Consider the following 13,704-nt stretch of genomic DNA (forward strand, 5'->3'; position numbering starts at 1 on the left):
TGAGCTCCTTGGGGTTGAATAGTTCGTTGCGTTGAGTGAACTATAGACAAGGGCCATCCGGCCAGCCACCGGGATGTGACGAACTGCAAAAAGGAGGGGGCAGACTGCGATTTGGCGGCTTATACGCCGCGATCGGGCGGCGGGATCAGTGGTTGAGCCCTGCGCCGCACAGCAGGTCCTGGTGGCTGGCGTAGAGCTGCGTCAGCCAGGCGGAGACGGCCTTGAAGCGGGCGATCGACCCGGCGTCGCGATGGCTCAGCAGCCAGATGTCGCGCTGCACCTCCACGCCGGCGCCGATGCGCCGCAAGCCTTCCGGCTCGCCCATGATGCACGGCAGCAGCGCCATGCCGACCCCGGCGCGGCAGGCGCGCACCATCGTGCTCAGGCTGTTGACCTTGAGCACGCGACGCGGCTGCGGCTCCATCGCCGCCAGCCACTGCATTTCACCGGTGCCGGCCAGGGTGTCGTCGTAGGCGATCCACGGCTGGGTGCCCCAGCAGGCGCGCGGCGTGCCGGCGTAGCGGGGGTGGCCATAGACGGCGAAGCCGAGATCGCCCAGCTTGCGCATCACCAGCGCCGCGTCCTCGCCCGGCTTGCCCATGCGCAGGGCGAAGTCGGCCTCGCGCCGCGTGAACGACAGGTTCTGGTTTTCCGCCTGCAAGGTCAGTTGCAGGTGCGGATGCTGCGCGTGCAGTTCGGGCACGTGGTCCAGCAGCCAGTAGTCGAACAGGAAATCGATCGAGGTGATGTTGACCGGTCCGGCGGTGGCGTCCGCCTCCTGCGACGACGCTTGCAGCATGCTCTCCACATTGCCGTAGACGGTCTCGCCGTGCGCGACGAAGACCCGGCCGGCGTCGGTCAGCTGGTAGCCGGTGTTGTCGCGGATGAACAGGCGCAGTTTCAGCGCTTTCTCGGCGGCGGCGATGCGGCGGCTGATGGTCGACGCGTCCACGCCCAACTGGCGCCCGGTGGCGCTCATGCTGCCGCTGCGGGCCAGCGCCAGGATCAGCGGAATATCGTTCCAGTCGAAGTCGTTACTGCTTGGCATCTTTGTCGGCGTAGGGGATGAAGTGGGGGGCTGTGCATTTCTGCAAAGTGGGCTTGCATGGCTGTCTGTTCCACAAACGCGGTGACGGGCCTAAGATTCAACCCATCGCAAGGCCAAACTTGCAAAGAATCGTAGCACAGACCCTTATATCCAAACATCAACTAAAAGGAAGACCATCATGAATAACGCCGCTCAAGACACCACCGTCAACCTCTCCCGCCGCACCGCCCTGTTCAGCAGCGCCGGCGCCGCCGCAGCAGCCGTCGCGGCAGTCGCCGTGCCATTGGCGACGATCAGCGGCGCCGCCGAAGCCGCCCCGGTCGTCAAGGGCGGCCCGGTGGCCCACTCGGTCAGCACCATCACCACCCGCGACGGCGTCGAGATTTACTACAAGGACTGGGGTCCGCGCACCGGCCAACCGGTCGTGCTCAGCCACGGCTGGCCGCTGAACGCCGACAGCTGGGAATCGGCAGCCTTCCACCTGGCCAACAACGGTTTCCGCGTCATCACCCACGACCGCCGCGGCCACGGCCGCTCGAGCCAGCCTTGGGATGGCAACGACATGGACCACTACGCCGACGACCTGGCGCAGCTGATCGAAAAGCTGGACCTGAAAAACATCATCCTGGCCGGCTTCTCGACCGGCGGCGGCGAGGTGGCGCGCTACGTCGGCCGCCACGGCACCAAGCGCATCGCCAAGCTGGGCCTGATCTCGGCGGTGCCGCCACTGATGCTCAAGACCGCCACCAACCCCGGCGGCCTGCCGATCGAAGTGTTCGACGGCATCCGCGCCGGCTCGGTCGCCAACCGCGCCCAGTTGTATCTGGACATCGCCTCGGGTCCGTTCTACGGCTACAACCGCCCTGGCGCCAAACCGTCGCAAGGCATTATCAACGCCTGGTACGCCCAGGGCATGCAGGGTGGCCACAAGAACACCTACGACTCGATCAAGGCGTTCTCGGAGACCGACTTCCGTGACGACCTGAAAAAGTTCGACAAGCCGACCCTGATCATCCACGGCGACGACGACCAGATCGTGCCGATCGACGCCGCCGGCAAAGCCTCGGCCGCCATCGTCAAGCACGCCAAGCTGATCGTCTATCCGGGCGCGCCGCACGGCCTGACCGACACGCATAAAGAGAAGTTCAACGCCGACTTCCTGGCGTTCGCCAAATCCTGATCGCGGCGGGGCGGAGGGGCCGCCGGTGGCGGTCTCCGACCAAGCAAAAATATTTATAGAAATCGCTTGCTATTGAATAGCGAGCGATATATAGTTCTCACATCGGCGGCTCAACAGCGAAACAAGCAGGAATCGCATAGCGAGCTACTAAATCGTCAGTTATCTAATTAAACCAGGAGCCAATCATGAGCAAAGACACCCAAAACCAAGCAGTCAGCCTCTCCCGTCGTACCGCCCTGTTCAGCAGCGTCGGCGCTGCCGCCGCAGCCGTTGCCGTGCCATTGGCCGCGCTGAGCACCGCCGCCGAAGCCGCGCCGGTCGTCAAAGGCGGCCCGGTGGCCCACTCGGTCAGCACCATCACCACCCGCGACGGCGTCGAGATCTACTACAAGGATTGGGGTCCGCGCACCGGCCAACCGGTCGTGCTCAGCCACGGCTGGCCGCTGAACGCCGACAGCTGGGAATCGGCCGCCTTCCACCTGGCCAACAACGGTTTCCGCGTCATCACCCACGACCGCCGCGGCCACGGCCGCTCGAGCCAGCCTTGGGACGGCAACGACATGGACCACTACGCCGACGACCTGGCGCAGCTGATCGAAAAGCTGGACCTGAAAAACATCATCCTGGCCGGATTCTCGACCGGCGGCGGCGAGGTGGCGCGCTACGTCGGCCGCCACGGCACCAAGCGCATCGCCAAGCTGGGCCTGATCTCGGCGGTGCCGCCGCTGATGCTCAAGACCGCCACCAACCCCGGCGGCCTGCCGATCGAAGTGTTCGACGGCATCCGCGCCGGCTCGGTCGCCAACCGCGCCCAGTTGTATCTGGACATCGCCTCGGGTCCGTTCTACGGCTACAACCGCCCTGGCGCCAAACCGTCGCAAGGCATCATCAACGCCTGGTACGCCCAGGGCATGCAGGGTGGCCACAAGAACACCTACGACTCGATCAAGGCGTTCTCGGAGACCGATTTCCGTGACGACCTGAAAAAGTTCGACAAGCCGACCCTGATCATCCACGGCGACGACGACCAGATCGTGCCGATCGACGCCGCCGGCAAAGCCTCGGCCGCCATCGTCAAGCACGCCAAGCTGATCGTCTACCCGGGCGCGCCGCACGGCCTGACCGACACGCATAAAGAGAAGTTCAACGCCGACTTCCTGGCGTTCGCCAAATCCTGATTGTTGCAAAAGTGAGCAAGGCGGGCCGACGATGATCGAGGCCCGCCTGTGTGACGTTATACTCCAGCAAGTCAACCGGAGTTTTCGCATGAACGTCATGGCGTTTGCCGCATGCTTGCTGCTGATCTGTGGACAGGCTTCCGCGCGCGAATGCGTGATCCGGGTGGCTTATCCCGACCGCGAGCGGCCGCCGTATTATTTCGGCAACGGCTCCGTGGTACCGGAGCCCGCCGGCGCCGGCGTCGATCTGCTGCGCTTGGCGGTCCGCAGCGTTGGTTGCACGCCTGAAATGATCCGTTTGCCGAACGCGAGGATCAAGCTGGCGCTGATCAATGGCAGCGCCGATTTGGCCCCGGTCGACCTGCGCGACGGCGAGCAGCCATACTCCGCCCTGCCGATGAAGGCGGGCCAGCTGGACGCGCGGCGCGGCATGCGGATGAGGGCCGTCGTGTATGTGCGCACGGCCGACGGCTTGCCGCCCAACATCGATCCACGCAACTATTTCAAGGGCCGCACGCTGGTGACCAACCAGGGATCGCCGCTGGGCGAGCAGCTCAGGGATGAAGGCTTCAAAGTCGACGACGGCTCGCTCGACACTTACAGCAATATGGACAAGGTGGCGTTGCGGCGCGCCGACGGCTTCGCCTTTTCGATCGCCAACATCGAGGCGATGGACGCCGTCATCGCGGCGCGCTACGGTGGTGGCCTGACCCGGCTGGCGATTCCGGTGCGGACCTCGACGTTGTGGCTGTCGGCCAGCAACGCCTACTTCGAGCGGAACGGCGAGCAAATGGAGGCTTTGTGGAACTGGTGGGGTGAAAACTCGACCCGCAAGCTGGTCGAGCTACTCAAGAATTACCCGCCGCCGAAGTGAACACGCCGGCTGGCGTAAAAGGGAGGTCATCGGGGTGGCACAGCTTTCATGTCGAAATATTAATATGTGACGGAAAGTAGTAGAATCGCCCCAATTCCCACTTCCGCGAGAGCCCCCTTGATAGACAGCCAACCGGTACGCGCCCTGCGCGCCGCCCTGTACCGGCGCATGGAACGGCCGGAGCACGGCGACCAGGATCTGCAGGGCTGGCGCAACCGGCTGTTGAACGGCTTGTGCGCCGTCGCCTTCTGGCTGGGCCTGATGGCCTTCGTGCCCAGCATGTGGGCCGGCTTGCGACAAGGCCGCTTGCCCATGGTGGCGACGGATGTCATCGCCCTGACCGGCATAGGCTGGCTGCACTATCAGCGCGGCATCGCTTATCAGTGGCGCGCGGGCCTGCTTCTCGGCATCGCCTACATGATCGCCGTGGTGCTGCTGTTTTCCCTCGGGCCGTTGTCGCAGATTTATCTGATGGCGGTCCCGGTACTGTGCACGGTGCTGATCGGCAGCAGGGCCGCCATCCTGGCGCTGCTGTGGTGTGGCGCCACCTTGTTCCTGGCCGGCTATCTGGGCGGGATAGAGCCCGGCCTGGCCGTGGTGGAGGTCGGCATGTTGGCGCACTGGTTCATCCTGAGCGTGAATTTCCTGCTGGTCTCGTCCGTGTTGACGGTGTCGTGCACCTATCTGCTGCACGGGCTCGACGGCGCCCTGGCGCGTCAGCGCGTCATCCACGCCCGCAGCCACGACAATGAAATCCGCTACCGGCAAACGCTGGAGGCGCAGATCGCCACCTTGCGCGCGCGCGAGGCGGATCTGCATGCCTCGCAAGCGCGCCAGGCTGAATCGCTGGCGGCGCAGCGGGCGGCGGAAGTGTCGAACCAGCTCAAGAGCGACTTCCTGGCGATGATCAGCCACGAAGTGCGCACTCCGCTGGGCGGCGTCATCGGCATGCTGCGCTCGGCCATGAAGGACGCCGGCGTGGCGCCCAATACCCGCGACAAGCTGCGCCTCAGTCTGAGCAACGCCGAGGTGCTACTGCAAATCATCAACGACATCCTCGACTTCTCCCGCCTGGAGGCCGGCAAGATGCCGCTGGAGGTGCTGGACTTCGACCTCGCGAGCTTGCTCAACGACGTGGTGGGCCTGTTGGCGGACCGCGCCGAGGCCAAGGGCGTGTCGCTCATCGCCGAGTTCGCCCCCGGGATGCCGGCCTGGTGGCGCGGCGATCCGACGCGGCTTCGGCAGGTGGTCGTGAACCTGGTCGGCAACGGCGTCAAGTTCACCGAGCGCGGCGAAGTGCGCGTAAGCGTGGCGGAAGACGGCGCGCACGGCATCGTCCTGACCGTGCGCGACACTGGCATCGGCATCGAGGCCGAGGCGCTCGGCAGGCTGTTCCAGAAGTTCGAGCAGGCCGACGCCGCCACGTCCCGCAAATACGGCGGCGCCGGATTGGGCCTGGCCATTTGCAAGAACATCGTCACCGCCATGGGCGGACGCATCGAGGCGACTAGCGAACCCGGCTTCGGCAGCGTGTTCCGTGTGCGTCTGCCGCTGGAGCACGGCGCGCCGGTTGCCGTGCAGGTGGAGGAAGCGCGCCGTCCGCACGCCGCCCGCCTGGCCGTGCTGTGCGCGGAGGACGGCAGCACCAACCAGGTTATCTTGACCGAGCTGTTGAGCAACATGGGCCACACCTTGACCATCGTCGAGGACGGCCTGGCGGCGCTGGAGGAGTTGGCGGCGCGCGACTACGACCTGGTGATCATGGACGGCCGCATGCCGCGCATGGATGGCATGGCCGCCCTGCAGCGCCTGCGCGCCGGGCTGGACGGCGTGCGCGACGCCGCCGTGCCGGTGATCGCGCTGACGGCCAATGCCACGGCCGAGGAGCGGCAACGCTTCATGGCGGCCGGCGCCAGCGGCTTCCTCGCCAAGCCCATCGATGAAATCGCGTTGCACACCGAGATCGCGCGCCAGCTGGAAGCGCTGCTGGCGAACGGCAGGCCATTGATCGGCGAGCAGCGCGCCATGGCGGCGGGCGCGCCGGCGTTGAGCGAGCTCGACGACATGTTCGGCGTGGCGCAGCTGCCCGCCGCCGCGCGCTCGCCGGAGGTGGACGCCAAGTTGCACCGCGCCATGCGGTCGGCTTTCGTGATCGAAGGGCCGCGCTTGCTGACTGCGGCGTGGCAGGGGCTGGACGAAGGCGACGCCCTGGCGGTCGCGCTGGCCGCGCACAGCCTGATGGGCGGGGCGGCGTTCCTCGGCGCGGACACCCTGCACGCGCGTTGCGCGCGGATCGAGCAGCTGGCCGACGCCGGCGAGCTCGATGCCGTGAGGCCGCAGCTGGCGACGCTCACTCTGGAGCTGACGCAAACGTTGGCGGACATGGCGTCCGGGGACGGCGTCGCCGCGGCAGCGGTAGCGCCGAACCGTCAGTGCGCTTGAATCTGGGATTTGCGCTTTTTCATCCACATGTCGCGGACGAACGCGTACTCGTCAAGCGCCCCGGCGCGCATCTGGTCCAGCGGTAGGGCGGCGGCCCGCATGCTGCCGATCTTGAGCAGCGTGACGCCCATGCTCACGCCGCTATCGTCGATGTATCCGGTCGGATCCAATGGCTTGTCGCCGAATCCGCTGACGAAGTCCCGCACCGTCTTGGGCCCCTGGAGCGGCACGACAAAGTAGCGCGAGTCTTCCCACCCCCACACCGCCAGCGTCTGGCCGAGATCCTCGTTGGCGCGGTCGAGTTTCAGGCCGCTGGCCGGGTCGAAAATGCCGCCGACGCCGGCGGTGGTGTTGACCACGAAGCGGCCCAGCGTTTTGGCGGCGCCGACGGGGCGTCCCTGGAGGACCTGGTTGACCATCGTGCGCGGTTCCTGCAGGTTGGCGAAGAAGGACGTGATCCGGCGCTGCACCACGTCCGGCATCACCTTGTCGTAGGCCACCCCAATGGGACGCATGACGTACTTGTCCACCTTGGTGTTAAAGCTGTACATGCTGCGGTTGTAGCCTTCCCACGGATCGTTGGCTTGGGTGGCGTCGGCCGGGGTGGCGGCGGGCGTCACGGCGGCGGATTCCATGACGGATGGGGAAGCCGTCGGTTGCTGCTTGGTGGCAGTGCTGGCGCATGCGCTGGTGCCCAGCACGATCGCCGCAAGCACGAGGGATTGGATAATTTTCATCTGAAAGATCCTTTGCCATAGGCAGGGTACCCATGGCGAATGAGGTTAGCGGGCGTGTCGAAGCCATAGGCGTTGGTCGGGACGACACGCCTACCAGACGGATATTGCCGAGGTGGGATTAATGAATTATTCGAGTTTTTAAGAACTCGTTAATCAACGCGACGCAGGCGGGCGCATGCTGGCTGCGCTGTGGCGGCCGGATGAATCGGGACGATCATCGATGGCGGATCGTAGAAAGGGAGCTCGCGTGCAAAGGCCGTCGTCAGCGGCCGACCGCGATCTTGCTCGAACGTGACTCCCGCACGAGGTCGCGGGGCGACGCGCCCAGCACGCGTGCGAAGGCGCGGCGCATTCGCTCGTCGTCGCCAAACCCCGTTTGCGCCGCGATGCGCGCCGCCGACGTGTGGCCGCTCTCGATCAGCGCCTGCGCCGCCTCCACACGCAGCTTCTCGATCGCCTTGGCGGGCGACATCCCGGTTTCGGCCTGGAAGGCGCGGCTGAAATGGCGTGGACTCCAGTTGACCTGGTCGGCCAGCTGCTGGATGCTCAGCGGTTCGCTCAAATTATCCTTGATGAAGGACAGTATGCGGCGAATGCGCTCCTGTTTGGGGTCGATCTCGGCAAGCAAGGAGAACTGGCTCTGCCCGCCGGAGCGGCGATGGTAGAGGACCATCGTCTTGCAAATCTGCTTGGTGACATCGTGTCCGAGGTCGGCCTCCACCAACCCCAGCACCAGGTCGATGCAGGCGGTCATGCCGGCCGAGCTCCAGACGTTCCCATCGCGGATGAATATTTTGTCGGGATCGACCTTGGTGTGGGGAAACTGGGTCTTCAAGGCGTCCGCGAAGTACCAGTGGGTGGTCACCGAGCGGCCGTTAAACACGCCGGCCTCGGCCAGAATGAAGGCACCGGTGCAAATGCTGGCGATCCGGCGCGACGTGGCTGCGGCGGCTTTCAGCCGCTCCACCATGAGCGGGTACGCCGCCGGTATGCCGGGCGAGCTGCCCACGATCACCGTGTCGTACACCTGGTCGGCGAAGACCTTGGTATCGATGCTCAGGCCGGTCTTGCTGGGGATCAGCCCGCCCGTCATCGACACAATTTCGACGTCGTAGCTGTCCGGAACGAAATGATTGGCGATGCCAAGCACCGACAGGATCGACAAGTCGAGTATGTGAAAATCGGGGAACACCACCAATGCCACTTTTGCTGCCACGGATGCCTCGCTGGAAACCGGTAAGTTGATAAGATGAACGCCATATTCTACGCGCTTCAATCCGGCAGTCTGACCACCGACGCTTGCAGGGAAAGACCGCTCCGGTAGGACACCAACCCGCGCTGCGTTGCCAGCACGACCGCATGGGTCCGCGCCGTGGCGCCTAGCTTGCAAAACAGTGATTTGATGTGGCTCTTGACCGTGCCGACGCCGATGTCGAGCGTGATGGCGATGCGCTTGTTGGACGATCCCAGGGCGAGCAGCTCCAACACTTCGCCCTCGCGCGACGTCAGCGCGCCGGCGGAGAGATTCTGCGTCGCGCGCGCCAGCAGCTCCTTGTTGAAATACCGTTGTCCCTCGCCGAGCGCGCGCAAGGCGGCATGCAGCTCGGCCACATCGCAGCGCTGGGGAACATAGCCATGGACACCGGCCGCCATCGCGGCGCGCACATCCCATTCGCGCTCGCGCTGGCTGATGATCATGATGCGCTCGCCGCGCTCGATCGCGCCGGGCAAGCGGTTCATGGCATCGGCGTAATCGGTGACGACCACGTCCACACCGCCGCGCCGGCCGGGCGGCTGGTCCGCAATCCGGGCATGCTGGCAATCCGCCAGCAGCGCGGCCAGGCCGGCGCTGACGATGGCCTCCGGATGACGGATGTGGACGTGGACCAGCCGCGCCGCCGATTCAGGCAAACCGGATGTCGCTGGCACTGATCGATACCACCAGGGGCTCGGGTTGATGGCCGCCGTCGGCGTCGCGCACGTAAATCATGTGTCGCGTCGGCACCGTGATGCCTTGCACCACCACATGTTCGGACAGATAGTGCACCGCCGGCGCGCCGCCGCTGATGTCGACGTCGTAGTCATGCCTGCGCAGCAAGCCGTCGTCGGAAAAATAGAAGGTCTGCACCGGGCTGTGGGTCGCCAGGTCGGTTGGAAAGGTGGCCTGCAACCGGCGCCACACTTGGCCGTTTTCTTCCCAGGAAGACAGATCGGAGAGTGAAAAACCGGGACCAGCGAGCATGAAAGGCATCGTGAAATAGTTCCAGATCGCATAGCCAACAAAATAGGCCAACTGCGTATTGCTCCACGGCGTGTCGAGCTGGTGGCCGGCAAAGCTGGAGCGTGGCGCCAGGGCTTCCTCGATAAGCGCGCCGTCCGCGCCGACCAGCGCGACACGCTGCGGCGTCACTTCGGTGCGCGCCGCAGCGCCGAACGGGCTGTGCGACGTCCACGGTTGATGCAGCTTGATTTGGACGTCCACTTCGTCGAGCATGCCCGGCTTGCCTTTGAGCGGCCAGATGACACCCCCCTGCGACAGATGCGCCGACAAGGTGCTAAATCCGTTCCAGCGCGCCGTGCCGCCGTGTGCTTCGATGACTTTGTCGAGCAGCGTGTGCATGATTTCCTTTCGAATCGATAGTGCCACCGATTATAGGAGCGCCCGCGCCACCGAAACGGACAGGAAACCCTCGCTTTCGGACATTGATCCCAAGATGTCCTTTATTGCGGGAAGTACGTCCGCTGCGGGCGGTGAAGTGCGTTCAGAATTGCAAGCACCCAACCAACCGAACGAAGGCAGGCATCATGAAACCGAGCGGCAATACGATCTTCATCACCGGCGGCACGTCGGGCATCGGACGCGGCATCGCCGAAGCATTCCATCGCCTCGGCAACCAGGTCATCATCAGCGGCCGCCGCGCGGCGCTGCTCGACGAAGTGACCAAGGCCAACCCTGGCATGCACGGCGTGCAACTGGACATCCAGAATCCGCAACAGATCAAGGCGGTGGCCGCCCAATTGGTCAAGGACTTCCCCGCACTGAACGTGTTGTTCAATAACGCCGGCATCATGCCCTTCGACGACGCCGCCGGCGAGATCGACGACGCCGCCGCCGTGCAGACGGTCACCACCAACCTGCTCGGTCCGGTGCGCATGACATCGGCGCTGCTGCCGCACCTCAAGCGGCAGAAGGACGCCTTGGTGATCCACAACTCGTCGGTGCTCGCCTTCGTGCCGCTGGCCAGCACGGCCGTTTACTCCGCCACCAAGGCCGCGATGCATTCGTATGCGCTGTCGCAGCGCTTCATGCTGGCCGACAGCGGTGTGCGCGTGGTGGAGATTTCGCCGCCGTGGGTCGATACCGACCTGGTCTACAAGAGCGGCGATGCGCGCGCCATGCCGCTGCCGGACTTCGTCGCCGCCACTATGGCGGGCCTGGCCAGCGGCAAGGATGAGGTCTACGTCGAGCAGGTGCGGGCGCTGCGCGACAACCCGGGCTCCGGTGAACACGCGTTCGTCAACGCCTTCAACCAGTCGCTCAAAGACAATCCGATCCCCGTTGGCCATTGAGCACCCACCAAAGTATGAGCGCGCCGCGCAAGGAGTTTGCATGACCGATCGCCGTTTATTTCTCAAAGCCGTGGCGGCGGGGAGCGGCCTGCTGCTGCAGGTCGCCATCCCGTCCGTCCGCGCGCGCGACAGCGCCGCCACTGCGGACTGGGAAGCCAACGCGGTGGTGCGCATCGCCGCCGACGGCAAGGTCCACATGACGATGCCCTATGTCGAGATGGGACAGGGCACGTACACCTCGATCCCGATGTTGATTGCCGAGGAGCTTGAGGTCGATTTGCGCGACGTCGTACTCGAACACGCCGGCGCCGACGATAAGCGTTACATCAATCCGGCGCTGGGCTTCCAGGTGACGGGCGGTTCGACCACGATCCGCGCCGCCTGGCTGCCGATGCGCCAGGCCGGCGCCGCCGCGCGCATGCTGCTGGTGCGGGCGGCGGCCGAGGCGTGGCGCGTCGATCCCGCAAGCTGTCGCGCGCAGAAGGGCGCGGTGATCCACGCGGCCAGCGGCCGCAGGCTGCGCTATGGTGCGCTGACGGCGGCGGCGGCCAAACTACCGTTGCCCGCGCCCGAGGCGATCGTATTGAAGCAGCCGAAGGACTTCCGCCTGATCGGCAAGGCCGCGCGCCGCCTCGACACGCCGGGCAAGCTCGATGGCTCGGCACGGTACGGCATCGACGTACAGCTGCCGGGCATGAAGGTGGCGGCGCTGGCCATCACGCCGGCCTATGGCGGCCGCTTGCTGGACCTGGACGAGGCGGCAGCGCTCAAGGTGCCCGGCGTACGCCAGGTGGTGCGCCTGGAAGACTGCGCCGCCGTGGTCGCGGACAACTACGGCGCGGCGCAGAAGGGTCTGTCGCTGCTGGCGTTGCGCTGGGACGATGGCCCGAACGCGCATCTGTCCACCGCCGGCATCGTTGCCGACATGGCCCGTGCCGCCGGCCAGGGCGCGGCCAAGGTGCGCAGCGACGGCGAACCGGAACAGGCCTTTGCCAAAGCGGCGCACGTGGTGGAAGCGGTCTACGAGCTGCCCTTCCTGGCGCACGCGCCGATGGAACCGATGAACTGCACCGTGCACGTGCAGGCGGACCGCTGCGACGTCTGGACCGGCACCCAGGTCGTCACCCGTGCCGTGGCCGTGGCCGCCAAGGTCACAGGCCTGCCGGAAGCGAACGTCACCGTCCATAACTTTCTGCTCGGCGGAGGCTTCGGGCGTCGGCTGGAAATCGACGGCGTCGAGCGCGCCGTGCGCATCGCGCGCGCGGTCCGGCATCCGGTCAAGGTGATCTGGAGCCGCGAGGAGGATATCCAGCACGATATGTACCGCCCGTACTTCTACGACCACATGCGCGCCGGCCTCGACGAGCAGGGCATGCCGGTGGCGTGGTCGCATCACGTGACGGGTTCGTCGATCCTGGCGCGCTTCCTGCCGCCGGCCTTCAACAACGGCTTCGACACGGAAACCGTCGACGGCGCCGAGGCGCCACCCTACGCCTTCAAGGCCATCAAGGTGGCGTACACGCGGCACGAACCGCCGATGATACCGACCGCGTTCTGGCGCGGCGTCGGGCCGAGCCACAACGTGTTCGTGGTCGAGAGCTTCATCGACGAACTGGCGGCTGCCGCCAAGGCCGATCCGCTGCGCTACCGGCTGGCGTTGCTGGAGAAGAATCCGCGCGCGGAAAGGGTGTTGAAGCTGGCGGCGGAAAAGGCCAACTGGCGGGGGCCGCGCGACGGCGACATTGGCCGTGGCCTGTCGGTTCAATTCGCCTTTGGCACCTACATGGCGATGGTTGTCGACGCGCGTATCGTCGATGGCGAGGTGCGCGTCCAGCGCGTCGTCTGCGCGCTCGACTGCGGCATCGTGGTCAATCCAGACACCGTGCGGGCGCAGGTCGAAAGCGCCGTCGTCTTCGGCATCTCCGGCGCGCTGTGGGGCGACATCACGTTCCGGAACGGCCGCGTCGAACAAAGCAACTTCCACGATTACCGCGTGCTGCGCATGTACGAAACGCCGGTCATCGAAACCCACATCGTCGCCAGCGACGAAGCGCCCGGCGGCATGGGCGAACCGGGCACCTCGGCGCTGATGCCGGCGCTGGCCAACGCCGTCTACGCCGCCACCGGCCGACGTATCCGCAAACTGCCGATCGCCACGGCGTTACAGGCAACCCCACAGGAGCAGATATGATTTCACTGAACATCAACGGCAAGGTCGTCCCCGTGCACGCCGAACCCGACACGCCGCTGTTGTGGGTGCTGCGCGACGAGCTGCACCTGTCCGGCACCAAGTTCGGCTGCGGCATGGCGCTGTGCGGTGCCTGCACCGTCCACATCGACGGCCAGCCGACGCGCGCGTGCGTGCTGCCGGTGTCGGCGGCGGCGGGCAAGAAGGTGACGACCATCGAGGCGATCGGCGCCACGCCGGTGGGCAAGCGCGTGGCGCTCGCCTGGGCCGAGATCGACGTGCCGCAATGTGGCTATTGCCAGTCCGGCCAGATCATGGCGGCGACCGCGCTGTTGCGCGCGATCCCCAAACCCAGCGACAAGGATATCGACCAGGCGATGTCGGGCAACATCTGCCGCTGTGGCACCTACCCGCGCATCCGCGCGGCGATCCACAAGGCGGCGGGGCAGGCATGATGCGGCGTGCGGGGTTGGCGCGGTTTCTGGCC

At 65.7% G+C, this 13,704-nt stretch carries 12 protein-coding genes; 7 read left to right on the forward strand and 5 right to left on the reverse strand.

The window, feature by feature from the left end:
• Window positions 1–145: 145 nt before the first annotated feature.
• The gene (locus tag MRBLMU1_RS07495; protein ID WP_363499305.1) at window positions 146–1,048 is read right to left on the reverse strand and encodes a LysR family transcriptional regulator; all 903 of its coding nucleotides are present in this window, start codon (window positions 1,046–1,048) and stop codon (window positions 146–148) included.
• A gap of 178 nt (window positions 1,049–1,226) precedes the next feature.
• On the opposite strand from MRBLMU1_RS07495, the gene MRBLMU1_RS07500 reads away from it, so the two are divergent.
• From MRBLMU1_RS07500 to MRBLMU1_RS07515, 4 genes are all read left to right on the forward strand, one after another.
• Window positions 1,227–2,228 carry an alpha/beta fold hydrolase gene (locus MRBLMU1_RS07500; protein WP_363499307.1) on the forward strand — a complete coding sequence of 334 codons (1,002 nt, stop codon included), beginning with the start codon at window positions 1,227–1,229 and terminating at the stop codon, window positions 2,226–2,228.
• A gap of 185 nt (window positions 2,229–2,413) precedes the next feature.
• Window positions 2,414–3,406 (forward strand): alpha/beta fold hydrolase, encoded by a 993-nt coding sequence (locus MRBLMU1_RS07505; protein ID WP_363499309.1) that lies wholly within the window; start codon window positions 2,414–2,416, stop codon window positions 3,404–3,406.
• 88 nt (window positions 3,407–3,494) lie between these two features.
• The gene (locus tag MRBLMU1_RS07510; protein ID WP_363499311.1) at window positions 3,495–4,280 is read left to right on the forward strand and encodes a hypothetical protein; all 786 of its coding nucleotides are present in this window, start codon (window positions 3,495–3,497) and stop codon (window positions 4,278–4,280) included.
• Window positions 4,281–4,397: 117 nt separating this feature from the next.
• On the forward strand, window positions 4,398–6,722 hold the full coding sequence (locus MRBLMU1_RS07515) for an ATP-binding protein (RefSeq protein WP_363499313.1): 2,325 nt from the start codon (window positions 4,398–4,400) through the stop codon (window positions 6,720–6,722).
• Here MRBLMU1_RS07515 and MRBLMU1_RS07520 read toward each other — a convergent pair.
• The 4 genes from MRBLMU1_RS07520 to MRBLMU1_RS07535 form a co-directional block, all read right to left on the reverse strand.
• Entirely contained in the window at window positions 6,710–7,459 is a 750-nt protein-coding gene (locus MRBLMU1_RS07520) for an MlaA family lipoprotein (protein ID WP_363499315.1), read from the reverse strand. The two genes, MRBLMU1_RS07515 and MRBLMU1_RS07520, sit on opposite strands and share 13 nt — an antisense overlap.
• Before the next feature lie 262 nt (window positions 7,460–7,721).
• Window positions 7,722–8,675: a GlxA family transcriptional regulator gene (locus MRBLMU1_RS07525; RefSeq protein WP_363499317.1), complete on the reverse strand. Its 954-nt coding sequence runs from the start codon at window positions 8,673–8,675 to the stop codon at window positions 7,722–7,724.
• Between the two features lie 56 nt (window positions 8,676–8,731).
• Window positions 8,732–9,388, reverse strand: a complete 657-nt coding sequence (locus tag MRBLMU1_RS07530; RefSeq protein WP_363499319.1) for a response regulator transcription factor — start codon at window positions 9,386–9,388, stop codon at window positions 8,732–8,734.
• Window positions 9,363–10,079, reverse strand: a complete 717-nt coding sequence (locus tag MRBLMU1_RS07535) for a hypothetical protein (protein WP_363499321.1) — start codon at window positions 10,077–10,079, stop codon at window positions 9,363–9,365. Before MRBLMU1_RS07535 ends, MRBLMU1_RS07530 begins: the two co-directional genes overlap by 26 nt.
• A 185-nt stretch (window positions 10,080–10,264) precedes the next feature.
• Here MRBLMU1_RS07535 and MRBLMU1_RS07540 point away from each other — a divergent pair, with 185 nt between their 5' ends.
• The 3 genes from MRBLMU1_RS07540 to MRBLMU1_RS07550 are packed head-to-tail and all read left to right on the forward strand — an operon-like array spanning window position 10,265 to window position 13,672.
• Window positions 10,265–11,029, forward strand: a complete 765-nt coding sequence (locus MRBLMU1_RS07540) for an SDR family oxidoreductase (RefSeq protein WP_363499323.1) — start codon at window positions 10,265–10,267, stop codon at window positions 11,027–11,029.
• A gap of 40 nt (window positions 11,030–11,069) precedes the next feature.
• Window positions 11,070–13,220 carry a xanthine dehydrogenase family protein molybdopterin-binding subunit gene (locus tag MRBLMU1_RS07545; RefSeq protein WP_363499325.1) on the forward strand — a complete coding sequence of 717 codons (2,151 nt, stop codon included), beginning with the start codon at window positions 11,070–11,072 and terminating at the stop codon, window positions 13,218–13,220.
• A complete protein-coding gene (locus MRBLMU1_RS07550; RefSeq protein WP_363499327.1) occupies window positions 13,217–13,672 on the forward strand; it encodes a (2Fe-2S)-binding protein in 456 nt (151 codons plus the stop codon). Before MRBLMU1_RS07545 ends, MRBLMU1_RS07550 begins: the two co-directional genes overlap by 4 nt.
• Window positions 13,673–13,704 lie beyond the last annotated feature (32 nt).

The sequence above is a fragment of the Burkholderia sp. LMU1-1-1.1 genome (assembly GCF_040675865.1).
In the GTDB taxonomy this organism is placed as follows: Bacteria; Pseudomonadota; Gammaproteobacteria; order Burkholderiales; family Burkholderiaceae_D; genus Rugamonas.